At 63.2% G+C, this 24,017-nt stretch carries 23 protein-coding genes; 20 read left to right on the forward strand and 3 right to left on the reverse strand.

Translation table 11 applies throughout. The features are described from left to right. Positions 1–129 precede the first annotated feature (129 nt). The 14 genes from AC1RQ5_RS06280 to AC1RQ5_RS06345 all read left to right on the forward strand — a co-directional run bounded on the left by AC1RQ5_RS06280 (position 130) and on the right by AC1RQ5_RS06345 (position 13,874). Positions 130–1,179, forward strand: a complete 1,050-nt coding sequence (locus tag AC1RQ5_RS06280) for a CobW family GTP-binding protein (RefSeq protein ID WP_493197691.1) — start codon at positions 130–132, stop codon at positions 1,177–1,179. Further along, positions 1,179–2,198 (forward strand): WD40 repeat domain-containing protein, encoded by a 1,020-nt coding sequence (locus AC1RQ5_RS06285; protein WP_493197692.1) that lies wholly within the window; start codon positions 1,179–1,181, stop codon positions 2,196–2,198. Before AC1RQ5_RS06280 ends, AC1RQ5_RS06285 begins: the two co-directional genes overlap by 1 nt. Positions 2,199–2,273: 75 nt before the next feature. Further along, positions 2,274–2,498, forward strand: coding sequence for a hypothetical protein (locus AC1RQ5_RS06290; protein WP_493197694.1), 225 nt, complete (start codon positions 2,274–2,276; stop codon positions 2,496–2,498). 76 nt (positions 2,499–2,574) lie between these two features. Continuing rightward, the gene (locus AC1RQ5_RS06295) at positions 2,575–3,291 is read left to right on the forward strand and encodes an MgtC/SapB family protein (protein ID WP_493197696.1); all 717 of its coding nucleotides are present in this window, start codon (positions 2,575–2,577) and stop codon (positions 3,289–3,291) included. A gap of 71 nt (positions 3,292–3,362) precedes the next feature. Further along, positions 3,363–3,698 (forward strand): hypothetical protein, encoded by a 336-nt coding sequence (locus AC1RQ5_RS06300; RefSeq protein WP_493197698.1) that lies wholly within the window; start codon positions 3,363–3,365, stop codon positions 3,696–3,698. Positions 3,699–3,909: 211 nt separating this feature from the next. Then, a complete protein-coding gene (locus tag AC1RQ5_RS06305) occupies positions 3,910–4,650 on the forward strand; it encodes an acetoacetate decarboxylase (RefSeq protein ID WP_398483286.1) in 741 nt (246 codons plus the stop codon). Between the two features lie 462 nt (positions 4,651–5,112). Beyond that, positions 5,113–6,492: a cell wall hydrolase gene (locus tag AC1RQ5_RS06310; RefSeq protein ID WP_493197699.1), complete on the forward strand. Its 1,380-nt coding sequence runs from the start codon at positions 5,113–5,115 to the stop codon at positions 6,490–6,492. A gap of 303 nt (positions 6,493–6,795) precedes the next feature. Then, positions 6,796–8,040 (forward strand): MFS transporter, encoded by a 1,245-nt coding sequence (locus tag AC1RQ5_RS06315; RefSeq protein ID WP_493197700.1) that lies wholly within the window; start codon positions 6,796–6,798, stop codon positions 8,038–8,040. A gap of 180 nt (positions 8,041–8,220) precedes the next feature. After that, a complete protein-coding gene (gene acuI / locus AC1RQ5_RS06320; protein ID WP_493197701.1) occupies positions 8,221–9,207 on the forward strand; it encodes an acrylyl-CoA reductase (NADPH) in 987 nt (328 codons plus the stop codon). Between the two features lie 145 nt (positions 9,208–9,352). After that, the gene (locus AC1RQ5_RS06325) at positions 9,353–9,970 is read left to right on the forward strand and encodes a hypothetical protein (protein ID WP_398483294.1); all 618 of its coding nucleotides are present in this window, start codon (positions 9,353–9,355) and stop codon (positions 9,968–9,970) included. A 262-nt stretch (positions 9,971–10,232) separates the two neighbouring features. Then, the gene (locus tag AC1RQ5_RS06330; RefSeq protein WP_398483296.1) at positions 10,233–10,712 is read left to right on the forward strand and encodes a MarR family winged helix-turn-helix transcriptional regulator; all 480 of its coding nucleotides are present in this window, start codon (positions 10,233–10,235) and stop codon (positions 10,710–10,712) included. Then, complete coding sequence (locus AC1RQ5_RS06335) at positions 10,709–12,775, forward strand: FUSC family protein (protein WP_493197703.1); 2,067 nt, start codon at positions 10,709–10,711, stop codon at positions 12,773–12,775. Before AC1RQ5_RS06330 ends, AC1RQ5_RS06335 begins: the two co-directional genes overlap by 4 nt. After that, positions 12,772–12,981 (forward strand): DUF1656 domain-containing protein, encoded by a 210-nt coding sequence (locus AC1RQ5_RS06340; protein WP_398483301.1) that lies wholly within the window; start codon positions 12,772–12,774, stop codon positions 12,979–12,981. Before AC1RQ5_RS06335 ends, AC1RQ5_RS06340 begins: the two co-directional genes overlap by 4 nt. Then, on the forward strand, positions 12,978–13,874 hold the full coding sequence (locus tag AC1RQ5_RS06345) for an efflux RND transporter periplasmic adaptor subunit (protein WP_493197705.1): 897 nt from the start codon (positions 12,978–12,980) through the stop codon (positions 13,872–13,874). Before AC1RQ5_RS06340 ends, AC1RQ5_RS06345 begins: the two co-directional genes overlap by 4 nt. Positions 13,875–13,877: 3 nt before the next feature. On the opposite strand, the gene AC1RQ5_RS06350 is transcribed toward AC1RQ5_RS06345, so the two are convergent. Next, the gene (locus AC1RQ5_RS06350; protein WP_493197706.1) at positions 13,878–14,906 is read right to left on the reverse strand and encodes a helix-turn-helix transcriptional regulator; all 1,029 of its coding nucleotides are present in this window, start codon (positions 14,904–14,906) and stop codon (positions 13,878–13,880) included. 242 nt (positions 14,907–15,148) lie between these two features. On the opposite strand from AC1RQ5_RS06350, the gene AC1RQ5_RS06355 reads away from it, so the two are divergent. From AC1RQ5_RS06355 to AC1RQ5_RS06365, 3 genes are all read left to right on the forward strand, one after another. Then, positions 15,149–17,362, forward strand: a complete 2,214-nt coding sequence (locus tag AC1RQ5_RS06355; protein WP_493197707.1) for a TonB-dependent receptor — start codon at positions 15,149–15,151, stop codon at positions 17,360–17,362. A gap of 154 nt (positions 17,363–17,516) precedes the next feature. Next, positions 17,517–17,888 carry a hypothetical protein gene (locus AC1RQ5_RS06360; RefSeq protein WP_493197709.1) on the forward strand — a complete coding sequence of 124 codons (372 nt, stop codon included), beginning with the start codon at positions 17,517–17,519 and terminating at the stop codon, positions 17,886–17,888. Then, positions 17,885–19,120, forward strand: a complete 1,236-nt coding sequence (locus tag AC1RQ5_RS06365; protein ID WP_493197711.1) for an MFS transporter — start codon at positions 17,885–17,887, stop codon at positions 19,118–19,120. The genes AC1RQ5_RS06360 and AC1RQ5_RS06365 overlap by 4 nt, the downstream gene beginning before the upstream one ends. A gap of 107 nt (positions 19,121–19,227) precedes the next feature. Here AC1RQ5_RS06365 and AC1RQ5_RS06370 read toward each other — a convergent pair whose 3' ends face one another. Beyond that, entirely contained in the window at positions 19,228–20,196 is a 969-nt protein-coding gene (locus tag AC1RQ5_RS06370) for an ABC transporter substrate-binding protein (RefSeq protein WP_493197713.1), read from the reverse strand. Between the two features lie 283 nt (positions 20,197–20,479). Here AC1RQ5_RS06370 and AC1RQ5_RS06375 point away from each other — a divergent pair, with 283 nt between their 5' ends. Continuing rightward, complete coding sequence (locus AC1RQ5_RS06375; protein ID WP_493197714.1) at positions 20,480–21,580, forward strand: glycosyltransferase; 1,101 nt, start codon at positions 20,480–20,482, stop codon at positions 21,578–21,580. 161 nt (positions 21,581–21,741) lie between these two features. Here AC1RQ5_RS06375 and AC1RQ5_RS06380 read toward each other — a convergent pair whose 3' ends face one another. Beyond that, entirely contained in the window at positions 21,742–22,674 is a 933-nt protein-coding gene (locus AC1RQ5_RS06380; protein ID WP_493197716.1) for a LysR family transcriptional regulator, read from the reverse strand. A 155-nt stretch (positions 22,675–22,829) separates the two neighbouring features. Here AC1RQ5_RS06380 and wrbA point away from each other — a divergent pair, with 155 nt between their 5' ends. Next, a complete protein-coding gene (gene wrbA, locus AC1RQ5_RS06385) occupies positions 22,830–23,429 on the forward strand; it encodes an NAD(P)H:quinone oxidoreductase (RefSeq protein WP_398484335.1) in 600 nt (199 codons plus the stop codon). 175 nt (positions 23,430–23,604) lie between these two features. Beyond that, complete coding sequence (locus AC1RQ5_RS06390) at positions 23,605–23,973, forward strand: winged helix-turn-helix domain-containing protein (protein WP_493197718.1); 369 nt, start codon at positions 23,605–23,607, stop codon at positions 23,971–23,973. The last annotated feature ends 44 nt before the right edge of the window (positions 23,974–24,017 follow it).

Genomic DNA, 24,017 nt, shown 5'->3' on the forward strand with positions numbered 1-24,017 from the left:
CCCTCATCCTGAGGAGCCCGCTCTTGCGGGCGTCCCGAAGGATGGCGGCTCTTTCCAATTCTCTTCACCCTTCGAGACGCGCGCAACGGCGCGCTCCTCAGGGCGAGGGCTGTGCCTGGAGCCATACGAATGACGACTGCCGCTTCCTCAAAAATTCCCGTGACCGTGCTGACCGGCTATCTCGGTGCCGGCAAGACCACGTTGCTGAACCGCATTCTCACGGAGAATCACGGCAAGAAATACGCCGTCATCGTCAATGAATTCGGCGAGATCGGTATCGACAACGACCTCATCATCGGTGCCGATGAGGAAGTGTTCGAGATGAACAATGGCTGCGTCTGCTGCACCGTGCGCGGCGATCTCGTGCGCATTCTCGAAGGCCTGATGAAGCGCAAGGGCAAGTTCGACGCCATCATCGTCGAGACGACTGGTTTGGCCGATCCCGCCCCGGTGGCGCAGACCTTCTTCGTCGATGAAGACGTGCAGGCCAATGCGCGGCTCGACGCCGTCGTCACCGTGGCCGATGCCAAGTGGCTGAGCGACCGCCTCAAGGACGCGCCGGAAGCGAAGAACCAGATCGCCTTTGCCGATGTCATCGTGCTCAACAAGACCGATCTCGTCACGCCGCCCGAGCTCGCGGAAGTCGAAGCCCGCATCCGCGCGATCAATCCCTACGCAAAACTGCATCGCACCACGCGCGCACAGGTGAAGCTGGAAGACGTGCTCGATCGCGGCGCGTTCGATCTTGATCGCATCCTGGAGATCGAACCGGCCTTCCTTGAGGCCGACGATCACGATCACCACCACCATGATCACGACCACGGCCACGATCATCACCATCATCACGGCCATGACCACGGCCTGAAGCACTATCACGACGAGGACATGCAGTCGCTGTCGCTGCGCACCGACAAGGCGCTCGATCCTTCGACCTTCATGCCCTGGCTGCAGGATCTGATGGCCAAGGAAGGCGGCAAGATCCTGCGCTCCAAGGGCATCATCTCCTTCACCGGCGATGACGAGCGCTATGTGTTCCAGGGTGTCCACATGATGCTGGAAGGCGATCACCAGCGGCCGTGGAAGGATGACGAGAAGCGCGAAAGCCGCCTCGTCTTCATCGGTCGTGAATTGCCCGAGCAGATGATCCGCGACGGCTTCGAACGCTGCATTCCTGCCTGATGTCCGATTTCAATCCGCTCAAGGAGCAAGAGTCGATCGTCTCGGTCACCGATCGCGTGGTCGGCGTGACGATCGGTGCCGCCGTTTCCGCGGTGCATTTCCTCGGCGACAAGGCCGCCTTCGTCGGCGCCGAGGAGAAGGTCACGCTGGTGGATCAGGCCGGCACTGCATCGCCCGTCGATGTCGCCTTTGGCGGCATTCTGTGCTCGACCTCGGACGGCAGGCGCGTCGTCATGGGCTCCGACGACGGCAAGGTGCTGGTGCTCGATCACGATGGCGCGGTTTCGACCTTCGCCACCGATGCCAAGCGGCGCTGGATCGACAATGTCGCGCTGCATCCCGATGGCGCCGTGGCCTGGTCGGCCGGCAAGACGGCGTTCGTTCAGGCGCCGAAGGGCGAGGTGAAAAGTTTCGATGTGCCGACCACCGTGGGCGGCCTCGCTTTTGCGCCCAAGGGGATGCGGCTCGGCATCGCGCATTATAATGGCGTGACGCTGTGGTTTCCCAACATGGCCGGCAGCGCCGAAGTGCTGGAATGGCAGGGCTCGCATCTCGGCGTCACCTTCAGCCCGGACAACAAATTCATCGTCACGGCGATGCATGAGCCAGCATTGCATGGCTGGCGCCTCGCCGACGGCAAGCATATGCGCATGACCGGCTATCCCGCCCGCGTGCGCTCGATCGCCTGGACGGCCGGCGGCAAGGGTCTTGCGACGTCCGGCGCCGATACGGTGATCGTGTGGCCGTTCACCACCAAGGACGGCCCGATGGGCAAGGAGCCGGCGATGCTGGCACCGCTGCAGGCGAAGGTGACCGCCGTCGCCTGTCACCCTAAACAAGACATCCTTGCTTGCGGTTACAGCAACGGCACAGTGCTGATGGTCCGCCTCGTCGATGGCGCGGAGATTCTGGTTCGCGCCAACAAGGGCGAGCCGGTGACGGCGCTGGCCTGGAATGCGCGCGGCTCGCTGCTGGCCTTTGCGGATCAGCAGGGCGATGCGGGGCTCTTGGCGGTGTAGTGCAAGTGTGATCTGATCGAGCCATTGGTCCGAAAGCTGTTCAGGTCGCACCGTACTCCATTTGCAGGATCTCCAATGCTCAAAGCTGCTTCCGCCGTGTTTGCCGCCACGATGATGTTGCTGCCTGCTTTGGCTGCCGCCCAGGGCACCCAGAACCCGAACAGCAACAACCGGCCCAATGGCGTCGGCACCAATGCCCAGTCCGATCCGATGGGCGGCGCGTTCCGTGGCACTGGCACGCCGACTTTCGGCACCAGCCCCGGAATGGGATCTGACAACCGGCAGCAGCGCCGCAACTGATCGCGCAAGTGTCGATGCCATCGATCTCGATCGTTGGTTGTCATCCGCCTGTCATCTCCTGTACGCATGAGACCTCATGCGCTTTCTCACCACTTTCCAGACCCTGGACTTCCTCGATACGCTGCTGAGCCTGGCCGCGGCCTTTGTGCTGGGCACGCTGATCGGGGCCGAGCGGCAATATCGCCAGCGCACCGCGGGCCTGCGCACCAATGTACTGGTGGCTGTGAGTGCTGCGGCTTTCGTTGATCTCGCCATGAAGCTCGATGGCTCCGGCGGCGCGGTGCGCGTCATCGCCTATGTCGTGTCCGGCATCGGCTTTCTCGGCGCCGGCGTGATCATGAAGGAGGGTACCAATGTCCGCGGCCTGAATACGGCGGCGACCTTGTGGAGCTCGGCCGCCGTCGGCTCCTGTGCCGGCGCGGATATGATCGCGCAGGCGATCGCGCTGACGGTGTTCGTGCTGGCCGGCAACACGCTGCTGCGGCCGCTGGTCAATGCAATCAATCGTACGCCGCTCGATGCCCGGTCGTCGGAAGTGACTTATTACGTCCGCCTCACGGTAGTTCCCGATGCGGTGTCCGAGATGCGCGAGCGGCTGCAGGAGGCGCTCGAGGCAGCCAGCTATCCGGTCGGCGATGTGGAGGTGGAGGAGCTCAGCGAGACGCAGCGCGAGATCGTTGCTACGCTGGTCTCCACCGCGGTCGATCCGAAGGAACTCGATGCGGTGTTGGTGAAGCTCGAGAGCCATGCCGGCGTGCGCAATGCCACCTGGGATTCCAGCACCAAGGAATAGCGGCGTTTTCGCGCGGGAACTTTTGCTCCGCCGCCACCGTTGTCACCGCAAATGAACCTGCGGTGGACGCCATGATCTCGATGAATGCGCAACTGTTCCGGACTCGCCTTGCGATCGCTACGCTGGTGGTGATGACAGGCGCAGGGATATCGACATCGGCGCTGGCACGTCTCACTCTGGATCCACCAAAGTCCCGCATGGCCCAGGCGACGCCGCCGTTGCAGTCAACGCCTGGCGCCGAAAGCAAGCCGGCCGCGCCCGCAGAGCCTTCGACCACCGGACAGCGGCCCCAGGAGACACCGCCACAGCCTGCGCGGCCCGATGCCGATGCCAAGGATGCCGGTGCAAAGCCTGCGTTGCCGCCTGCACCTGCCGAGAAAACCGCGCCGCCGATTCCGGCGAAATAACAGTCTCGATCCCTCATGGTGCGGAGGCGCGCAGCGCCGTCTCGAACCATGAGTTGATTGCGCTTTGCAGCCATCCTTCGAGACGTGCGCTTCGCGCACTCCTCAGGATGAGGGCGGAGCTTGGGGGGCCGCGGGCCACTTTTCGTCTCGCAAGCTTCATGCAGCATCGTCATAGTACCCTCAACGTCACTGCTTGACTTTGGGGGCTGCCATGAAGATCGACGACATCCGGCGCAACGCCTATTCGATGCCGCTGACCAATCCGTCATTTCCGCGCGGGCCGTATCGGTTCTTCAACCGCGAATATTTCATCATCACCTATCGCACCGATCCGGAAGCGCTGGCTGCCGTGGTGCCCGAGCCGCTCCAGGTCACCGACGCGATCGTCAAATACGAGTTCATTCGCATGCCGGATTCGACCGGCTTTGGTGACTACACCGAGACTGGGCAGGCGATTCCTGTGCGCCTTGATGGGGTCGATGGCGTCTACATTCACTCGATGTATCTCGATGACGATGCGCCGATTGCCGGTGGTCGCGAATTGTGGGGATTTCCAAAGAAGCGCGCGACGCCGAAGATTGTCGTGGAGAGCGATGTGCTGGTCGGCACGCTGCATTACGGTTCAGTGCTGTGTGCATCCGGCACGATGGGATACAAGCACAGCCAGGCAGATCATGACGCCGTCATGCACGCGCTGACGGTGCCGAATTTCATTCTGAAGATCATCCCGCATGTGGATGGCAGCCCACGCATCTGCGAACTGGTGCGCTATCACCTCGAAGATATCGTGTTGAAAGAGGCCTGGTCGGGGCCGGCGGCGCTCGGTCTGTTTCCACATGCGCTTGCGGACGTGGCGCGGTTGCCGGTGCGCGAGATCGTCTCGGCGTTGCATTTCAAATGCGATCTGACGCTGGGTCTCGGCGAAGTGGCGTTCGATTATCTGGCGACGTGATTGCGCTCGGACAGTAGTGCTCCCTCCCCCAAGCCGCAAAGCGGCGCAGCGGAGAGGGCGGGGCCGCGCCGCGGCGAAGCTCGACGAGCGAAAGCCGGGTGGGGCGCCCCGCGCGACCTCAGAGGTTGGGGAAGCCCCTCACCCGTCTCGAACGCTGCACGTTCGATCCACCCTCCCCACGGCGCGTGGCTGCGCCACGCTTGGGGGAGGGAGAAAAAGACAGCAATTTTTCTTCACCTCATTCGTCAACACAATCTTCACCACTCTCGTTACGCCGCGGTTTACTGCGTTTTTCGAATGCTGCGCGCGCATCAAAGCACCACTTGCATGTGGTGTCGCTGCATCGGTGATTAACCGCGCGGCAACTTTGATTGCTTACTAACGAAACAGATCGAAATGTACGGAAATGCTGTTGCAGCCGCGCAGATCGATGCTGGTGTAAGTGTTGCGTGAGCGTATCGGATGTCAGTATTGCGTATCGGGCCGAAGGGCGCGCAGCGTGCGCTCTTCGGTCTCGGCCTCTGCATCTTTGCGATGGCCCCGACCGAGTCAGGCTATCAGGATATTGCGTCGCTGCTCGCGCGTCAGCCGGGCGTCACCGAGCGCTGGCAGCAGCGCAATTATGCCTCCGCCGTCTCCTCGATTCATGTCGCGACCTTCTCGTTCGGCCGTCCGGTCGGCACCTCGTCGCGCCCATTGCTGCAACTCGCCAGCTTCGACACCAATGACATCACCGGCACGGTGACGCGCAATCCCCTGATGCAGTCGCCGCGCCGCTATGAGGCCGCCGATTTTCCGAAAGTGGATCGCACGCTGAAGGGCGATCGTCTCGCCACCTTCAAGCCCGCGGACGATATGTCCGACGATCCGGCAGGTGATTCCTTCCGTGACAACTCGTCGGTGAAGGGGGCCAAGACCGCCGATCGCATGCCATCCGCGCAGCACGCCCCGCTCGATCCCGAACTCGACGAAGCCCTGCATGCGCCACCATTGGCACAATATTCCAATGGCGCGCCGGTGCAGCCGACGGAAGATGCTTCGCCCGAGGCGGCTGTGATTCCGGTCGAACCGGCGCCCTCCAAAGACGGTTTCTCGGTGAAGACCGCGAGCCTGTTTTTCGGTGCGTCATCGCTTGGTGAAGCCGCCGGCACGATGGAACAGTGGCAGCCCGGCGAAGAGCCGATGATCGTCACGCCGGGTTTCGCTCAACCCGTTGATCCCGACATGAAGAAGACGGCTGCCTTGCCGCAGCCGGCCGATAAGCCCGTCGCTGGCGAAAGCATCGCTAAGAAGGGCGAGGTCAATAACGACTATCATGGCAAGACCCCGGCCCAGCGCCTGAACCTCACGGGCGCTGCCCGTGACAAGCAGGAGAAGTGCCTGGCCGAAGCCGTCTATTTCGAAGCCCGCGGCGAAGCCGTGCGCGGCCAGATCGCGGTGGCGCAGGTGGTGATGAACCGTACCTTCTCCGGCTTCTATCCGACCACGCCCTGCGGCGTCGTCTATCAGAACAAGCATCGCCGCCTGGCTTGCCAGTTCACCTTTGCCTGCGACGGCATTCCGGACGTCGTGCGCGAGCCCGATATGTGGGAGCGCGCCCGCAAGATCGCGGCGGCGACGCTGGATGGCCGGCTGTGGTTGCCGGAAGTCGGCAAGTCCACGCATTACCATGCCTATTGGGTGCATCCGTCCTGGGTGCGCGAAATGAAGAAAATGTACAAAACCGGCGTCCATTCCTTCTACCGTCCGCGCAAATGGGGCGATGGCAGCGATGCGCCGAGCTGGGGAACAGCGGCGCAGACCGCTGAAATCTCCAGGAAACTGGCCGAGACCAAGCCGTAGGATCCGACTTTACCTCCAAGCCTGCAAAAGGCGGCGCCATGCCCGGCGCCGCCTTTTTGGCGTTTCGACATCTCACCTGTCATTCCCGCGAAAGCGCGGATCCAGTACACACTGGCCTTGCGTTTCAATCACAAATGCCGGTGTTTACTGGATCGCCCGGTCAAGCCGGGCGACGACAGCTTGGCCAGGCGCTGTCGTGAATCGCACATCTGATCCGCACGAATATCAACCGATCGGTGGTTGGATTATCATGCGGATGCATTTATCTCTGCGGAACCTCAAATTGAGGACGGGGGACATGACATGGCAGCCATCGACAGCATATCGCGACCAAATCTCGGCTGGCGCACGCCCCTGGTGATCGTGATCTGCGGATCGCTGATCGGCATGCTGACCTTCGGCCCGCGCTCCAGCGTCGGCTTCTTCGTGCAGCCGTTCAGCCAGGAATATGGCTGGGGCCGCGATGTATTCGCGCTGGCCTTCGCCGTGCAGAACCTGCTCTGGGGCATCGGCCAGCCTTTTGCCGGCGCCGTGGCCGACAAGTTCGGCAGCGTGCGCGTGATCTGCATCGGTGCGCTCATGTATGCGGCCGGCCTGCTGATGATGCGTTATTCCACGACGCCCCTCGAATTGAATCTGAGCGCCGGTCTCCTGATCGGCTTTGGTCTCTCCGGCTGTTCGTTCAATCTCGTCCTGTCCGCCTTCGGCAAGCTGATGCCGCCGGAATGGCGCGGCATCGCGCTCGGCGCCGGCACGGCGGCCGGTTCGTTCGGCCAGTTCATTTTCGCCCCTTTCACGGTGGCGATGATCGACAATACCGGCTGGCAGGCGACGCTGACGACGTTCGGTTTCCTGATGCTGCTGGTGGTGCCGTTGGCCATGGTGCTGGCGACACCGAAGGCAGATGCTGCGAGCGCTGCGACGCCGGTGCCGGAGCAGTCCTTCAAGCACGCGCTGATCGAAGCCTTCGGCCATCGCTCCTATGTGCTGCTGGTGATCGGCTTCTTCACCTGCGGATTCCAGCTTGCATTCATCACCATGCATCTGCCCGCTTACCTGATCGATCGCGGCCTGCCGGCGGCGGTGGGCGGCTGGGTCATCGCCATCATCGGCCTGTTCAACATCATCGGCTCGCTCACGGTCGGCTATGTGCAGGGCAAGCTGCCGAAGCGCTACATTCTTTCCTTCATCTATTTTACCCGCGCGCTGGCCACGGTGGCCTTCATCATGCTGCCGCTGACGACGACGTCGGCGCTGGTGTTTGGCGCCATCAGCGGTCTCGCCTGGCTCTCCACGGTGCCGCCGACATCGAGCCTGGTGTCGCTGATGTTCGGCACCCGCTGGCTGGCGACGCTGTATGGGTTTGCGTTCTTCAGCCATCAGGTCGGTGGCTTCCTGGGCGCCTGGCTCGGCGGCATCGTGTTCGACAAATTCGGGTCCTACACGCCGATCTGGTGGCTCTCGGTGCTGTTCGGCGTGCTGTCGGCGCTGATCAATCTGCCGATCGTGGAAAAGCCCGTGGTCCGCGCGGTTGCGCAGCCGGCGTGATGGGGTTAGGGGTCCTTGCTTCACCTCTCCCCACCGGGGAGAGGTCGACCGGCGAAGCCGGGCGGGAGAGGGGGAGCCACAAGCTCCGTCGGAGTGTATGGCTCCCCCTCTCCCTGACCCTCTCCCCGTTGGGGAGAGGGGACATTGACGCCGGTGCAAAAGCAAAAAAGGAGACGCGCATTGTCCTCGTTCAAAGCGATCCGGATCGATAAGGCGGACAAAGGCACCACGGCTGCGCTCGTGCAGTTCGACGAAGCCGAACTGATGGAAGGTGACGTCACCGTCCGCGTCGAGTGGTCCACGCTGAACTACAAGGATGGTCTCGCGCTCACCGGCAAATCGCCGGTGGTGCGGCGTTTCCCGATGATCGCCGGCATCGATTTCGCAGGCACGGTCGAATCCTCCACCAATCCGAACTGGAAAGCCGGCGACAAGGTGATCGGCAATGGCTGGGGCATGGGCGAAACCCATCTCGGCGCTTATGCCGAGAAGGCTCGCGTCAAAGGCGATTGGCTGGTGCGTCTGCCCGACGGCATCAGCGCGCGCGATGCCATGGCGATCGGCACGGCCGGCTACACCGCCATGCTGTCGGTGCTGGCGCTGGAGAATCATGGGCTGAAGCCTGCGGACGGTCCGGTGGTCGTCACCGGCGCCGCCGGCGGTGTCGGCTCGGTGGCCATCGCCGTGCTGTCGAAGCTCGGCTACCACGTCATCGCCTCCACGGGCCGCACCTCGGAAGAGGGCTATCTGAAGGGCCTCGGTGCTGCAGAAATCATCGATCGCAACGAGCTCTCCGCGCCTGGCAAGCCGCTGGCGAAAGAGCGCTGGGCGGGCGGTGTCGACAGCGTCGGCTCGACCACGCTGGCGAACCTTCTGGCCTCGACCAAATATCGCGGCGCCATCGCTGCCTGCGGCCTGGCCGGCGGCATGGACCTGCCATCGTCGGTTGCGCCTTTCATTTTGCGCGGCGTGTGTCTTCTCGGCATCGATTCCGTGATGGCCCCGATCGAGTTGCGCAAGGCGGCCTGGACGCGGCTGTCCACCGATCTTGATTCAGGAAAACTTGCTGAAATTACTCAGGAAATCGCGCTGGATCAGGTGATCGAGGCTGGCGCCAGGGTGCTGGCAGGTCAGGTCCGCGGCCGAATCGTGGTAAAGATCGGCTAAACCACGTTCAGACTTTACCAACCATCCTGCTCCATTGTTGCCGCAGTTGGTATGGTAAGCAGCGGGTAAAGACATCTGGCGGTCACACGTGGTGACCTCGGGCACGTCTCGTGATGATCCGCGCTCGGTTGTTTCGGAGTATCCCATGGTTGCGCGTTATGTGTTGGGGGCGGTGCTTGCCACGACGGTGGTGACGGCACCGGCATTTGCCGGCCAGAAGATGAATGCCGAGGAGGCACGAAAATTCGTGTCCGGCAGGGTCTTCGCATTCGCCTGTAATGACGGCACCCGCGGCGCAGGCCGCATTTTCGACGATGGCGGTGCAGCCGGCGCGGTGCAGTTCTCGGGCACCGCTGCTGCACGCAATATGCGCGTGCCCGGCAATACGCTGCAGGTTCGCGGCCAGAACATCTGCGCGTCGCTCAAGGGCATGCCCTTCGAACCGTGTTTCGATCTGGAAAAGAAGGACGAGCGCAGCTTTCGTGGCTCGGTCACTGTGCTCGGCTTCACCGGCTATTGCGATTTCCGCCATCAGGGCCGCGGCCAGATGCTGATGGCCCGCTCGCTGTCGCAGCCGCGCACCATGCGCACCCGTTCGGCCGATGCGTCGGCTGGCGGCGAGACGGTCACCCGCGTCTCCACCCCGCGCGTCGAGAGCAGCAAGCTCGATCCGGTGACCACGACCGGTGCCGTGAAGTCCGAGCCCGCCAAGAGCGAGCCGGCCAAGACCGAGGCGATGGAACTGCGCAAGTCCACGGATTGAGCTTCGGCTGTCATCCCCGCGAAAGCGGGGATCCAGTAAACTCCGAACTCTCGGCTTCATCACACGCGTCAGTGTCTACTGGATCGCCCGGTCAAGCCGGGCGACGACAGTAAGTGGTATTTTCCAACGGCCTCGGATCGTGAGATCCGGGGCCGTTTGCATTAGGGCGCTGTTCACCAGGCGCGCAGCCCTCACCACAGCGTGATCGCCGCGATGCACAATATCGATTGCAGCCTAATCGATAGCATCCTATCTAATATCCATGCCCCCCACCACTCCACATGTGCAGGCCGAGCTCGGCCTGCTTGTCGCGCGTTTGGCCAGGGTCTGGCGCCGCAAAGCGGATCAGACCCTGGCGGCGCATGGTCTGTCCGAAGCAACGGCTCATCCGTTGCTGATCCTGTCGCGCGGCGGGCGCGAGAATGTGCGCCAGGGCGTGCTGGCCGAGGAAATGGGTCTCGAAGGCCCGTCGGTGGTGCGCCTCATCGATCTGCTCGCCGCCGAAGGCCTGGTCGAGCGCCGCGAGGATCCGACCGATCGTCGCGCTAAGGTGCTGCATCTCACCGAACTCGGCGAAGCCAAGGCCGAGGAGATCAGGCGCGTGATGCGTCGGACACGCGCCGAGCTGATGACAGGCATTTCTGCGGACGAGCTCGCGATCACCTTCGATGTTCTGAGCCGCATCGAACAATCCGCGCATCGCCTCTATGAGGCTGCGCTGGAAACGGATAGCGCGTCATGAGCACCGCCGCTGACCGGCTGCCCTTCCTTGAGCGCCACGCCGATATCATTTTTTCCGTAAAGACCTTCATCGCCGCCATGGCGGCGCTGCTGATCGGCTTTGCCGCCGATCTGCCGCGGCCTTACTGGGCGCTGGCGACCGTCTACATCACCTCGCAGCCGCTCGCCGGAGCTACGCGCTCGAAGGCGCTGTATCGCGTCATCGGCACGCTGATCGGCGCCGCGGCGAGCATCGCGCTTGTGCCCAATCTCGTCAATTCGCCGGAACTCCTCAGTCTCGCCATCGCGGCCTGGGTCGGCATCTGCCTCTATGTCTCGCTGCTCGATCGCACGCCGCGCAGCTACATGTTCATGCTCGCCGGCTATACCTGCGCGCTGATCGCTTTCCCCTCGGTCTCCGAACCCGCTGCCATCTTCGATACCGCCGTGGCGCGCAGCCAGGAAATCATTATCGGCATCCTGTGTGCGACCGTGGCATCCACGGTGCTGCTGCCGCGCAGCGTCGGCCCGGCTGTCGCCGCGCGTGTCGATGGCTGGCTCAAAGGTGCGCGCAAGCTGAGCAAGGATGTTCTGGCCGGCCGCAGTGCGGATCAGGCCGTTCGCGATCTGCGCCTGAAGCTCGCTGCCGATGCGGTCGATCTGGATGGTCTTGCCGATCATCTCGCATTCGATCGCAGCGTCGGCCGCGAGACCGTCCATTGGATGCGCGCGCTGCGCGTTCGCATGCTCACCTTCCTGCCGGCATTGTCCTCGCTCGGCGATCGCATCGATGCGCTGGGTCCGGACGCGCGCAGCAGGCATCCGCTGCTCATCGCGCTGCTCGATGATGTCGCGCAGTGGATCGGAAATGACGATCTCGATCGTGAGCCGGCCGAGCGCCTGCGTGAGCGCATTGCCGTGCAGCGACCTGCGCTCAATGCCACGTCGCCATGGACCGAGATCATCGTTGCCAGCCTGTTGATGCGGCTGCGCGAACTCGTCGATATCTCCGCGGATTGCCGCATCCTCAATCAGGCGATTGCCAGCGGCGAGCGGCCTGCTGGTGCGAAGCTCGTGTTCCAGCCGGATGGCGGCGTCGCACCGGCGCGCTACCGCGATCCCGGCATGGCGTTGTGGTCTTCCGCGGGCGCGTTCGTCACCATTCTGGTGTGCTGCGCGTTCTGGATTTTGACCGGGTGGACGGACGGTGCCACGGCGCCGATGATGGCGGCGATCGGCTGCTCGTTCTTTGCCAGCATGGATGATCCCTCGGTGGGCCTGCGCGGCTTCGTCAAATGGACGCTGGTCGCCATCGTGATCATCGCGGCCTATCTGTTCGCCATCCTGCCGGCCATCAGCAATGTGGAAGTCCTGATCTTTGTGCTGGCACCGGCCTTTCTGGTGTTCGGCTATCTGATCGCGCGTCCGGCCACCTTCTTCATCGGCATGCTGCTGGCTGCCAATACGGCGACCATGATGGCGCTGCAGGAAACCTACAGCGCCGATTTCGCGTCCTTCGCCAATTCCAGCATCGCGCTCTTTGTCGGCATCGAGCTTTCGGCCATCTCGATCCGGCTGATCCGCTCGGTCGGTTCGGAATGGAGCGTGCGCCGCCTGATGCGCCGCGGCTGGATCGCCATCGCGGAAGCTGCCGAAGGCCGCGGCAATCGCGACCGCGCAGCCTTTGCCGGCGTGATGCTCAACCGCATCGGTGTGCTGGCGCCACGTCTGCTCGCGCTGCAAGGCTCGGATCTGCGCCAGATCGACAATCTGCGTGAGCTGCGTGTCGGCCTCAATGTCGTCGATCTCAGGCGTGCCCGGCATCATCTGTCGTGGCGAACGCTGGGCGCCATCGATGCCATGCTCGATGAACTCGCACAGAGTTTTCGCAGGCATGATGGCACGGCGATGCCGGATGCCTTGCTAGCGCGTGTCGATCACGCCATGGCCGCAGCCATCGACGAACACGGCGCGGGACGTACCGATGCGCTGATCGGCCTGGTCGGCATTCGCCGCGGCTTGTTTCCAGATGCGCCCGATTATCAACCCGAAGCCATCGACCATGTCGGGAGTGTTGCCGCATGAAGTATCAGATCGATCTGTTCGGCGTGCTATTGCCCTCGCTGATGCTGTGGCTGGTGATCACCTACGCCATTGGTGCGCTGTTGCGCCCGCTGCTCGAACGCGCCGGCGTCTATCGCTTCGTCTGGCATCGCGCGCTGTTTGATCTCGCCCTTTACGTCTGCCTGCTTGGCGGCGTCGTCTATCTCACGTCCGGATTACTGTCATGAAGACCATTGCTGCATTCATTCGCCGTTTTGCCGTCACTGCGCTGATGGTCATCGCCGCCCTCGCCGTCGGGCGCTATCTCTGGGTCTATTACATGGACGCGCCGTGGACGCGTGATGGCCGCGTGCGCGCCGATGTGGTCACCGTGGCGCCGGATGTCTCCGGCTTTGCGACAGAGATTCTGGTCAAGGACAATCAGGCCGTTCAGCGCGGCGATGTGTTGATGCGGATCGACCGCGCGCGTTTCGCGCTGGCGCTGCAGACGGCGGATGCCGTCGTCGCCGGCCGCAAGGCGACGCTGGAGCAGGCCGATCTCGATCTCAAGCGCTACAACGATCTCACCACGGCCGCGGTCTCGCAGCAGAAGAAGGAACAGGTGGTCGCCACGCAGCAGCTGGCGGAGGCATCCTATGATCAGGCCGTGGCCGATCGCGGCGTGGCGCAGCTCAATCTCGATCGCGCCGAAATCCGCGCACCTGTGTCAGGCCGGATCAGCAATATGGATCTGCGGCCAGGCACCTATGTTACGGCAGGTAAAGGCGTGATGGCGTTGATCGATACGTCCAGCCTGCATGTGGATGGCTATTTCGAAGAAACGAAACTGTCGCGCATTCATGTCGGCGATCCCGTGCGCGTCCACCTGATGGGCGACAGCCATGAGCTCACCGGCCGTGTCGAAAGCATCGCTGCCGGCATCGAGGATCGCGATCGTGGCCAGGGCAGCAACCTGCTCGCCAATGTCACGCCGACCTTCAGCTGGGTGCGCCTGGCACAGCGCGTGCCGGTGCGGATCGCACTGGACGCCGTGCCCGACAGCGCGACGCTGGTGGCAGGGCGAACGGCCACGGTGGAAATCCTACCGGGCAGGGACACGACGGTCGCCAAGGTGAAGTAACGCTCAGGCGCTTGCGTTAGGCGCCAGCGCCGTCAGCCTGATCGTATCGAACCGCGCGCGGATCTCGCGCGGTGTCGCACCAAAGCGCTTCTTGAAGGTGCGGTTGAAATAAGACAGATCGCCGAATCCGACTTCGAAGGCGATGGCGCTGACGCTGCGCTCGGTGCGATGGCCGTCGCGCAGCATCTGGAAGGCACGCTCCAGTCGCCGTTCCAGCAGATAATCCGAAAAGGTGCGACCCTCCGCTTCGAACAGCTTCTGGAAATAGCGTGTCGTCACGCCATGGGTGGTCGCGAGCTGTTCGAGCGACAGATTCTGGCCGAGGCTCGCCTCGATGTCCGCCTTCAGCGACAGCAGCGAGATAGCCGGGCGATCCGGCCGCCGCGCCGTCAATTTCGCGGGTGCCTCGGCTTCCGCAATCATGGTGGCGACGAGGCCGCTCATATAATCGACGGCGAGGCCAGCCAGCGCTGCGGAGTTCATCGGCAGCAATCCGCGCATCACGGCGGCTGCGTAATGTCCGAGCGCGATCAGGCCGCCATTGTCGTGGGGGATGTGCCGCATGTCGCTGCGGGCCTCGCATGCGATCAGCAGGCAGTCGACGCGGCTGACATCATTCATCAGGAAGGTGGCGGCGCGACTGGCATCGAGCACGATGGCTTCGCGCTGCATGCAGGTCTGGCGCTGGCCGCCTTGCTCGACGGTCACGATGCCATCGGATGGGCGGACGATCAGAAGATCGTTGGTGTCGTCGTCACTGGCGATGTCGCGAATGTCCCAGCGCGGCGCGGGATCGAAGCATGACATCAGGCCGAGATGCGGCTGCATCTGCAGGATCGCCTTGGACTGGAACGGCGCCGCGCGAAACGAGCCGAGGGAATCGCGCTGCACCGTCTTCCACGGCAGCCGCGCTTCGAGCGGCTGGCGCAGGTGATCGTCGATGTCGTCGGCGACGAGCCAGAGCGGCACAAATGGGCAGTCGGGTGCAGCCTCGGCGCAAGACGGCGACTGCAACTGATGCCGCTTTGCCACAGCACCAGATCCAAATCGGTTCGTTCGCTCCAGTCCGACTATCAAGTCACCGAGTCCAAGTCTTGCGCGTGAGCCGTGAAGTATTGCTGCGGATGAAGATAGACGGATTGCGCAGACGTAAGAAGCGTAAAGCCACTGATGGAATTTACATTGATTCCAAAGTGAGGCTGACCATGGTCGATTGACCCGCTCGCTTGCTGCCGTGAGACGTCTCCACGATCGAACGGAAGAGCCCGAGCATCATGCGCACCAGCAAATACCTTCTCATCCCGGCCATCGGACTCATCGCGACCCAGGCAAGCGCGCAGCAGCGCGCGCCGGTGGCGCTCGAGGAGATCACCGTAACCGCAGCGCGCGCCGAGCGCGCGATCTCGGATATCCCGCAGACGGTGCAGGTGGTGCAGCGACAGGAGATCGAGGAACAGCTCAAGCAGACGGGCAGCGCCTCGGCTGTGCTGGCCAAGCTGTTGCCGGGCTTCTCGGTGTCCAACCAGACGATTTCCGGCGCCTCGGAAAGCTATCGCGGCCGCGACCTGCTGGTGCTGATGGACGGCGTGCCGCTGACGACGCCGCTGCGCGATGTGTCGCGCATCCTGTCGCTGATCGATCTGAATTCCATCGAGCGGATCGAACTCGTCGCCGGTGCATCCAGCCTCTATGGCGCGGGCGCCACGGGCGGCACCGTCAATTTTATCACCAAGAAGGCGCAGGAAGGTGGCCCCCGCGTCAGCGTCAACACGGCGCTGCGCAGCTTCACCGCCGATGTCGGCGGCTCCTTGGCGCCGGAAGTGTCCGCGACGGTCAGCGGCAAGGGCGTCAATGGCATCGATTACCTGTTCGTCGGCAGTGGCCGTGGCGCGCAGAAGACCTATGACGGTGCGGGTCGTGAGCTTCCATCGGACGGCATGCTCGGGCAGGGCGGCGGCGATCGCTTTGTCAGCGGAAACTTCCTGGGCAAGGTCGGCTACGACTTCGACGGCGGCAAGCGCATCGAGGCTTCGATCGCGCAGTTCTATCTCGACCAGACGCCGCGCTACCTCACCAATTATGCCGGCGCCTATGCGCAGCCGGATTTCACAAAGCCCTATACCGGCCAGAGCGTGCTGGAAGACACCCGCACCATCCAGTTGCGCTATAGCGACAGCAACTTCATCCTCGGCAATCTGAGCGTGGTCGGCTTCTATAACGACATCAAGAAGCGCTTCAATTACTCGGAATTCTCCTACCCCTATAATTCGCTGGTCTATTATTCCGGCAATCCCCTGAGCCCGACGAGCCCGGCCAACCAGACCACGCTGTATTCCGAGCGCGGCGGCATGAACCTGTCGATCGATACGCCGCTCGACAGGATCTGGAACGGCGCCCGCATCACCTGGGGCACCGACGTCGTTCACGACAAGACCTGGCAGACCCTCACCGACGGCCGCGATGTCTTCACGCCGCTCACCCAGGTGACGACCGCCGGCTTCGCGCTGGCGCAGGTGCCGGTCACCGATCGTCTCACCGTGCGTGGCGGTGTGCGCTACGAGCATTTCGATCTCAGCGTGAACAATTTCCAGCGGCCGACGGCCTATGCGCAGACGCCGATCGGCGCCAGTGTGGTGGCGCTGGTGCTGCCGCAGCTCAATGTCATCGGCGGCGAGTACGAATATGCCTCGCCGACCTACAATCTCGGTGCCACCTTCAAGCTGGCGCCGCAGATCGAGATGTTCGGCGGCTTCTCGCAGGGCTATGCGCTGCCCGATGTCGGCGCCTATACCCGCCGCGCCGGCCTGTCCTCCACCGCCTATGCCTGTACGCTGGCCGTGCCGAACTGCCTGACGCCGGCGCGCCAGACCATCAGCTTCACCTCGATCGCGCCGGAGCCGCAGATCGTCAACAATTACGAACTCGGCATTCGCGGCGGCAACGGCCCCTACAAGGGCAGCATCACCGGCTTCGTTTCCACCTCGGAAAAGGGCGTGACCTTCGATCCCGTCACCAACCTGATCTCGCAGCAGAAGGAAATGATTTACGGCGTCGAATATATCGGCGAAATGGCGATCACCTCGAACTTCACCTTCGGCACCACGATCGGTTACAAGGAAGGCCGCTATGACAGCAACAAGGATGGTGTGCTGGATTCATGGCTGCCGAACAACCGCATCGCCACGCCGGTGCGCGGCCTGATCTTCGGCGACTATCGCTTCGACAACGGCATCAAGCTGCGCGTCGAGGGCGAAGGCTGGTCCGGCCGCAACCGCGGCATCAATCTCGCCAACACCACCTATCCGATCGAGGGCGGCTTCACGATGAATGCTGCGCTCAGCGGCCCCGTCTATGGCGGCGAGGCCTATGCGGCGGTCAACAACCTGTTCGATGCCACCGTGCAGAACCCGACCGCGACCTCGGTGCGCAACCTGCCGGTCTATTCATGGGGCCGCACGGTCACTGTTGGTTATCGCAAGACGTTCTAACGATCCGTCATTGCGAGGAGCGAAGCGACGAAGCAATCCAGACGACCCCGCCAAGAAAGATCTGGATTGCTTCGCTGCGCTCGCAATGAAGACTTAGAGACTATCTCGGTCACATTGTCCCAAGGCCACTTCCCAGGGAGTTCGAATTGCTGTCATGGTCGATCTTGAACTAGCAGGCAGCCTGCTGACGCTACGTTTTCTGCCACCCTATGCCGACACCGACGAGCGCGATTATCTGGCCGCGCTGGTGCGGGTCGGCGAGCATGCGCAGCCGTTCGAATTCCTCATTCTGTTCGGCGGTGGCGGGCGCAAGCTGTCCGTGGCTGGCGAACGCGAGCAGGCGCTGTGGTTCAAAGCCACGCGCAAACATGTGTCGGCGCATTGCCGCGCGGTTGCGATCGTGCGTCCGGGAGCCAATGAGAAGATGCAAGAAACCTTTCGCAAGCTGTGGCCGATGCCGCTGGTGGCGATGGAAGACGAGGCCGCCGCGCGCGCCTTCCTCGCCGAACATGGCGGCGTCGCATGAGCACGGTCGCGATCGACGCGCCGGCTGCCGCGCCTGTGATCGGGCGCAGGCGGCTGTTCGTCGTGCTCGCTGGGCTCTATCTCGCGCAGGCGATTCCATCCTATCTGTTCGCCGCGGCGCTGCCGCCGATCATGCGCGAAGCCGGCGTGTCGCGCAGTGAGATCGGCTATCTCAGCCTTTGGTTTCTGCCGCTGCTGCTGAAGTTCTTCTGGGCGCCCTGGGTCGATCGCATCCGTCCCTTCGCACGCGCGCATCGTGCCGGCTGGGTGATCGTCACCCAGACCGGCGTCATTTTCAGCCTGCTGTGCCTGATCCCGCTCGGCTCAACCAATGTCTGGGGCATCATCGCGATCGGCCTTGTCGGCTCGTTCCTGATCTCCACCCAGGACATCGCCACCGACGGCTATGCGGCGAAATATCTGGCGCCGGAAGATCGCCCGATCGGCAATGCGATCCAGGGCGGCTCGGTGGCCTTCGGCGTCGTCATCGGCGGCACGCTCGGGCTGGTGCTGTATTCGTATATCGGCTGGACCGGCATGCTGCTGACCATCGCGGCTTTCTCGCTGATCCCGCTCTTCGCCGCTTTCGCCATGCAGGAGAGCGAAGCTGACGTCATCGACCCCGCCAAGCCACGCCCGTCGATCATGGCGTTCCTGCGCCGGCGCGAGGTGCGCAACATTCTCTGGATCGCGCTGATCTACCGGATGAGCGAAGGCCTCGTGAAGACGATGGAAGGCAGCTATCTCGTCGATGCCGGCGTGCCGCTGGCGCAGATCGGCTATCTCTCCGGCGGCGCTGCGACGACAGCCGGCTTGGCCGGCGCGGCGGGCGCGGCCTGGCTGCTGCATCGTTTCGGCAGCAGCTGGACGCTGGGATTGCTGGGCATCCTGCGCACGGTCTGTTTCGCGCTGTTCACGGCGCATGCGCTCGGCATCATCACCGGCATCCTGCCGATCTTTGGCGCGGCCGGCTTCCAGACGCTGATCCGCTATATGGAGATCGTTGCGCTCTACAGCCTGTTCATGTCGGCGGCATCGAAAGAGCAGCCGGGCACCGATTTCACCATTCTCGCCTGTGCCCAGCTCATCATCTATTTCATCGGCTCGATGCTGTCCGGCCGCATCGCCGATCTCCTCGGCTATGGCACGCTGTTCAGCGTCGCCACGGTGCTGTCGCTGGTCGCGGCGGTGGCGACGATGCGGATCTTGGCGCGGACGAAACCGCGCGCGTAGGATGGGTTGAGCGAAGCGATACCCATCACCACAAACGCCGGAGCACGCGGTGATGGGTATCGCTTCGGCGCTATCGCGCCTGCGCTCAACCCATCCTACAATCGCCCCTAGTTCGACACCGTCAGGTCCTTCGTGAAGCTGCGATCCACTGCCTTGCTGACGTCGATCTGCTTGCTCACGATGCCGTAGCGCGTCGCGCGATCCGACGCTTCCTGAAACTCCTTCACCACGCCGTCATCGATGGCGATCGGCCGTGTGTCCTGTTGCTGATAGGCGCGCAGCAGCACGTCTTCCGGCAGCTTGGTCAGTTCGGCCGTGCTTTTGGCATAGTCCGGCAGGCGTGAACGCGACCACTCACGCGCCTTGTTCAGCCGGTTGAGGAAGTCCGCGATGGCTTCGCGCTTGGTTGCGATGGCCTGATCGGATGCCACGATGAACGTAAGCGTCGGTGTCAGTCCCGCGCCGTCGGTCACCACGCGCGCATTGTCCTTTAGGACTGCATAGGAAATATAGGGCTCCCAGACGGCCCAGCCATCGATCGAACCGGCCACCAATGCGATCTTCGCATCGACCGGGCCGAGCGGCGCGAAGGTGGCGTCGGTGGTCTTGTAACCGCCTTTCTCCAAAGTCGCATTGATCAGGAACTGACCCCAGCCGCCGCGCGTGCCGGCGAGGCGCTTGCCCTTGAGGTCGTCGAGTGTCTTGATCGGTGAGTCATTGCGCACAAGGATCGCCTGCGTGTTCGCATTGGCGCGCACGCCGCCGATCGCCTTGATCGGCGAGCCATTGGCGTACACCGTCAGGAACGACAGGTCGCCGGTATGGCCGACATCGAGCGCACCGGCATTGATGGCTTCGAGGATCGGTGCCGCGGCAGGGAATTCCGACCACTGAATCTTGTAGGGCAGGTCCTTGGCCTGGCCGGAGAATTCCAGCAGCGAGCGGTTGCCGCCCTTCTGGTCGCCGATGCGCAGCACGATCGGGTCGGCGGCGAAGGCGGAGCCAGCCAGTGTTGCGCTGAACGCGGTGGCGATGAGGGTGGAAAACAGGCGGCGGGTCATGGAAGCGTCGGTCATGGCGGCGGTGCTTTTCTCTGCTGCGACAATCGCGTCAAAGCTACGACCGGGCCCGCGCCAGTCAATGAAATGGCTGGCTGAATGATCGCGCGATCAGGCAAGGAACCTATCGCCGTCTCGGCAGGTTTTGGAAGGAATGCGTTTGCGGCCCGTTCTGGCGCCGGCGGCGCATTGTTCCGCGTCGTCAAATAGCCATCTCTGTGAGGCGAAATGAGGCGAGCATCGGTCTGATGAGATCGATAAATTTGTAGTTGCCCGGCAGCCGGGCCGGGAGCATTTTCACGTGGCGTCGGTACTTCAGTTGATTTCGTCGCTGACCGTCGGCGGCGCCGAGCGCCTGCTGATCAATTTTGCGGCCAGCTGCACGCCGGGAGCAGGCGTTCCGCAGGTCTTCGTCATCATCAATGATCGCATTCATCCGGATTTCGAGGCCGAGCTCACGGCGTCAGGCCACCCCGTCTATTTCCTCCGCCGCGCGCCCGGCAATCGCAATCCCCGCATTATCCTGACGCTGCTGAACATCATCCGCCGCCACGATATCCGCGCCATTCATGCCCATGACAGCGGCGCCAAGCATTTTGCGATGCTGAGCAAGCTGTATCGGCCGATGAGTGTCGGCACCACGATCCACAATACGGGCATCGTGCAGACATGGGACCGGGTCAAGCTGCGGTTGCATCAGCGCTTCGTCGACTGGAATATCGCGATCTCCGCGGCCGTCGAGCGCGAATGCGCAAGCGTGCATTTGAAGCGGTTGTTCAAGGTGCATAATGGCATTCCGCTGCAGCCCTTCCGCGCCATCGATCGCGAGCGGGTGGTCGGCACGCCGCTGCGTCTCGTCAATGTCGCGCGCATCTATCCGAAGCAGAAGGGGCAGGACATCCTGATCAAGGCGCTGGCGATCTGTGTGGCGCGCGGTCTTGATGTCCGTTGCGATTTCGTCGGTAGTCCGCCGGAAGGCGATAGCGCCACGATAGGCAGCCTGAAGGCGCTGACCATTGCCGAGGGCGTATCCGATCGCATCCGCTTTCTCTGCGGCCGCACCGATGTGCGTGGGCCGCTGGCTGAAGCGGATATGTTCGTATTGCCATCGCGCTTCGAAGGTTTTGGCCTCGTGCTGCTGGAGGCCATGGCCGCGGGCTTGCCGGTGATCGCCGCCGATGTCGATGGCCCCGCCGAATTGCTGGTGGACGGCGCCAACGGCGTCAAATTCGCGGTCGGCGATGTGCAGGATCTCGCCGACAAGATCATGGCGCTGGCCGCGCGGCCCGATGTCGCCACGCGGCTGGCGGCGACCGGGCGAAATTTCGTCACCGAATTCGACATCGCCAATATGCGCGATCAGTATTTCGCGATCTATGCGCAGATGATGAAAGTAAGCTGACGTCGTATAGGAAGCGTGGAAGGACCGCGGCCATCCTGCGAGACGCCGCTGCGCGGCTGCTCGGGATGAGGGGAGAGTCGAACGCTAGAGAAGACCCTCATGGTGAGGAGCCCGCAAAGCGGGCGTTTCGAACCATGCAGGCCAGGCACTATCCCCGTCCCTCAATCGCCACGTTCCCCCTTCCGCGCCCGCTTGCCGCCGTCTGATAGTTTCTCCGCCAGGAAATCCAGCAATACCTCGACACGCGCGGGACGCGGGCCGCCCGGCGGCGTCACCAGATAGACGCCGCTCAGGGTTTGCGACCAGTCGTCGAGCACGGTTTCCAGCTCGCCACGCGCGATCGCCTCGCCGACGATGAAATCCGGCAGGCCGCCGATGCCGAGGCCTGCGATCAGCGCCGGCATCACGGCCTCGCCATTATTCACGTGCAGCGGGCCCGAGGGCCGCACGCTCACGAGATCACCGGCGTCATTGGTGAAATGCCAGACGCCGGGCGTGGTGAGATAGGTGTAGCCGAAGCATTTGTGGTCGGCGAGTTCGGACGGATGCGTCGGTCGGCCATATCTGGCGAAATACGATGGTGCCGCCACCACATAGCGCTTCACGCCGCAGAGCCGCCGCGCGATCAGCGAGGAGTCCGGCAAGGATGCGATGCGGATCGCGGCGTCATAGCCTTCGCCGATCAGGTCCACCGTCGCATCGCTGAGATTGAGGTCGATAGAGACGTCGGGATAGCGGGCCAGGAATTCCGGCAGCAGCGGCGCAATGGTGCCGGTGCCATAGGTCATCGGCGCCGCCAGCCGCACCAGCCCGCGCGGGCTGGATGATTGCGCCAGCGCCTCGTTCTCCAGCGCCTCGCCATCGGCCAGCAATTGCGTCGCCTTGATCGCCAGGGTCCGGCCCGCATCGGTCAGCGCCAGCCGCCGCGAGGTGCGGTTGAACAGCCGTGCACCCAGACGGTCCTCGAGCCGGCTCACGGCCTTGGAGACCGTGGCCTTGGACAGGGTCAGCTCGGTCGCTGCCGCAGCGAAGGACTGCAGCTCGACGACCTTGGCGAAAATCGCCAGCGCTTCGAAATCGGGGAGTTTTGACATCAAATCCGGAAACGATGAGTTTCGATCGTTTCTATTTATGCATCAAATCGGCAGGCGTATCTAGATGCCAATCCGCCGTCATTGTCAGGCGCCAACGGCTCTACGAAGCAACGGCCCCTCGCAATGACGGTTCGGGATCACACAGGAGACTTCCCATGACCAAAGTGCTCGTCCTTTATTATTCCGCCTACGGCCATATCGAAACCATGGCCAATGCCGTGGCTGAAGGTGCCCGCGAAGCCGGCGCCACTGTCGACATCAAGCGCGTGCCCGAACTGGTGCCCGCCGACGTCGCCAAGGCATCCTATTACAAGCTCGATCAGGCCGCCCCGATCGCAACCATCGACGATCTCGCCAATTACGACGCGATCATTGTCGGCACCGGCACCCGCTTCGGCCGCATGGCCTCGCAGATGGCGAACTTCCTCGATCAGGCCGGCGGTCTCTGGGCCAAGGGCGCATTGAACGGCAAGGTCGGTGGCGCGTTCACCTCGACCGCGACCCAGCATGGCGGCCAGGAGACGACGCTGTTCAGCATCATCACCAACCTCCTGCATTTCGGCATCACGATCGTGGGCCTCAATTACGGCTTCCAGGGCCAGATGAAGCTCGATGAAGTCACCGGCGGCTCGCCTTATGGCGCGACGACCCTGACCGGCGGCGACGGCAGCCGCCAGCCGAGCGAGAATGAACTCGCCGGCGCCCGCTATCAGGGCAAGGCGATTGCCGAAGCCGCGAAGAAGCTGCACGGCTGATTTTGTAGGATGGGTTGAGCGAAGGCGCGAAGCGCCGCAGCGATAACCCATCAGCGGAGCCTGCCGCATCGACGGACTGATGGGTTTTCGCTCCGCTCAACCCATCCTACGCTTCCGACACCTTCACCGCGCGCTTTCTCTGGAAAGCGCGCGGCGTCCGACGTAACGTCGGGCCATGTCGACATCCGCCAGCCCCGTGCCAGCCCTTAGCATCCGCATCGACCTCGATCCCGAGGGCCGCATCGGGCCGGGCAAGGTCCAGCTTCTCGAAAACATCCAGGCGACGGGGTCGATCTCCGCCGCCGGGCGCGCCATGGAGATGTCCTACAAGCGCGCCTGGGATCTGGTGGACGAGCTCAACCGCATCTGCGGCCAGGCCGCCGTGGAGCGCCAGACCGGCGGCAAGAATGGCGGCGGCGCGATCCTCACGCCATTTGGCGAAAATCTCGTCAGCCGTTACCGCGCGATCGAAAAAGCCGCAGCAGTGGCAGCGCGCAAGGAACTGCTGGCGCTCAAGAAGGACATCAAGCGCAAGGCGCGCTGACCGTAGGGCGGATGAGCGCAGCGTCATCCGCCGCGGAGTTTCAG

The organism is Tardiphaga sp. GW821-FHT12E02, assembly GCF_058807155.1.

Bases quoted from the DNA above. Each gene is read 5' to 3' on its own strand.
- AC1RQ5_RS06280 (WP_493197691.1), top strand. From the start codon at position 130: ATGACGACTGCCGCTTCCTCAAAAATTCCCGTGACCGTGCTGACCGGC.
- AC1RQ5_RS06285 (WP_493197692.1), top strand. From the start codon at position 1,179: ATGTCCGATTTCAATCCGCTCAAGGAGCAAGAGTCGATCGTCTCGGTC.
- AC1RQ5_RS06290 (WP_493197694.1), top strand. From the start codon at position 2,274: ATGCTCAAAGCTGCTTCCGCCGTGTTTGCCGCCACGATGATGTTGCTG.
- AC1RQ5_RS06295 (WP_493197696.1), top strand. From the start codon at position 2,575: ATGCGCTTTCTCACCACTTTCCAGACCCTGGACTTCCTCGATACGCTG.
- AC1RQ5_RS06300 (WP_493197698.1), top strand. From the start codon at position 3,363: ATGATCTCGATGAATGCGCAACTGTTCCGGACTCGCCTTGCGATCGCT.
- AC1RQ5_RS06305 (WP_398483286.1), top strand. From the start codon at position 3,910: ATGAAGATCGACGACATCCGGCGCAACGCCTATTCGATGCCGCTGACC.
- AC1RQ5_RS06310 (WP_493197699.1), top strand. From the start codon at position 5,113: ATGTCAGTATTGCGTATCGGGCCGAAGGGCGCGCAGCGTGCGCTCTTC.
- AC1RQ5_RS06315 (WP_493197700.1), top strand. From the start codon at position 6,796: ATGGCAGCCATCGACAGCATATCGCGACCAAATCTCGGCTGGCGCACG.
- AC1RQ5_RS06325 (WP_398483294.1), top strand. From the start codon at position 9,353: ATGGTTGCGCGTTATGTGTTGGGGGCGGTGCTTGCCACGACGGTGGTG.
- AC1RQ5_RS06330 (WP_398483296.1), top strand. From the start codon at position 10,233: ATGCCCCCCACCACTCCACATGTGCAGGCCGAGCTCGGCCTGCTTGTC.
- AC1RQ5_RS06335 (WP_493197703.1), top strand. From the start codon at position 10,709: ATGAGCACCGCCGCTGACCGGCTGCCCTTCCTTGAGCGCCACGCCGAT.
- AC1RQ5_RS06340 (WP_398483301.1), top strand. From the start codon at position 12,772: ATGAAGTATCAGATCGATCTGTTCGGCGTGCTATTGCCCTCGCTGATG.
- AC1RQ5_RS06345 (WP_493197705.1), top strand. From the start codon at position 12,978: ATGAAGACCATTGCTGCATTCATTCGCCGTTTTGCCGTCACTGCGCTG.
- AC1RQ5_RS06355 (WP_493197707.1), top strand. From the start codon at position 15,149: ATGCGCACCAGCAAATACCTTCTCATCCCGGCCATCGGACTCATCGCG.
- AC1RQ5_RS06360 (WP_493197709.1), top strand. From the start codon at position 17,517: ATGGTCGATCTTGAACTAGCAGGCAGCCTGCTGACGCTACGTTTTCTG.
- AC1RQ5_RS06365 (WP_493197711.1), top strand. From the start codon at position 17,885: ATGAGCACGGTCGCGATCGACGCGCCGGCTGCCGCGCCTGTGATCGGG.
- AC1RQ5_RS06370 (WP_493197713.1), bottom strand. From the start codon at position 20,196: ATGACCGACGCTTCCATGACCCGCCGCCTGTTTTCCACCCTCATCGCC.
- AC1RQ5_RS06380 (WP_493197716.1), bottom strand. From the start codon at position 22,674: ATGTCAAAACTCCCCGATTTCGAAGCGCTGGCGATTTTCGCCAAGGTC.
- wrbA (WP_398484335.1), top strand. From the start codon at position 22,830: ATGACCAAAGTGCTCGTCCTTTATTATTCCGCCTACGGCCATATCGAA.
- AC1RQ5_RS06390 (WP_493197718.1), top strand. From the start codon at position 23,605: ATGTCGACATCCGCCAGCCCCGTGCCAGCCCTTAGCATCCGCATCGAC.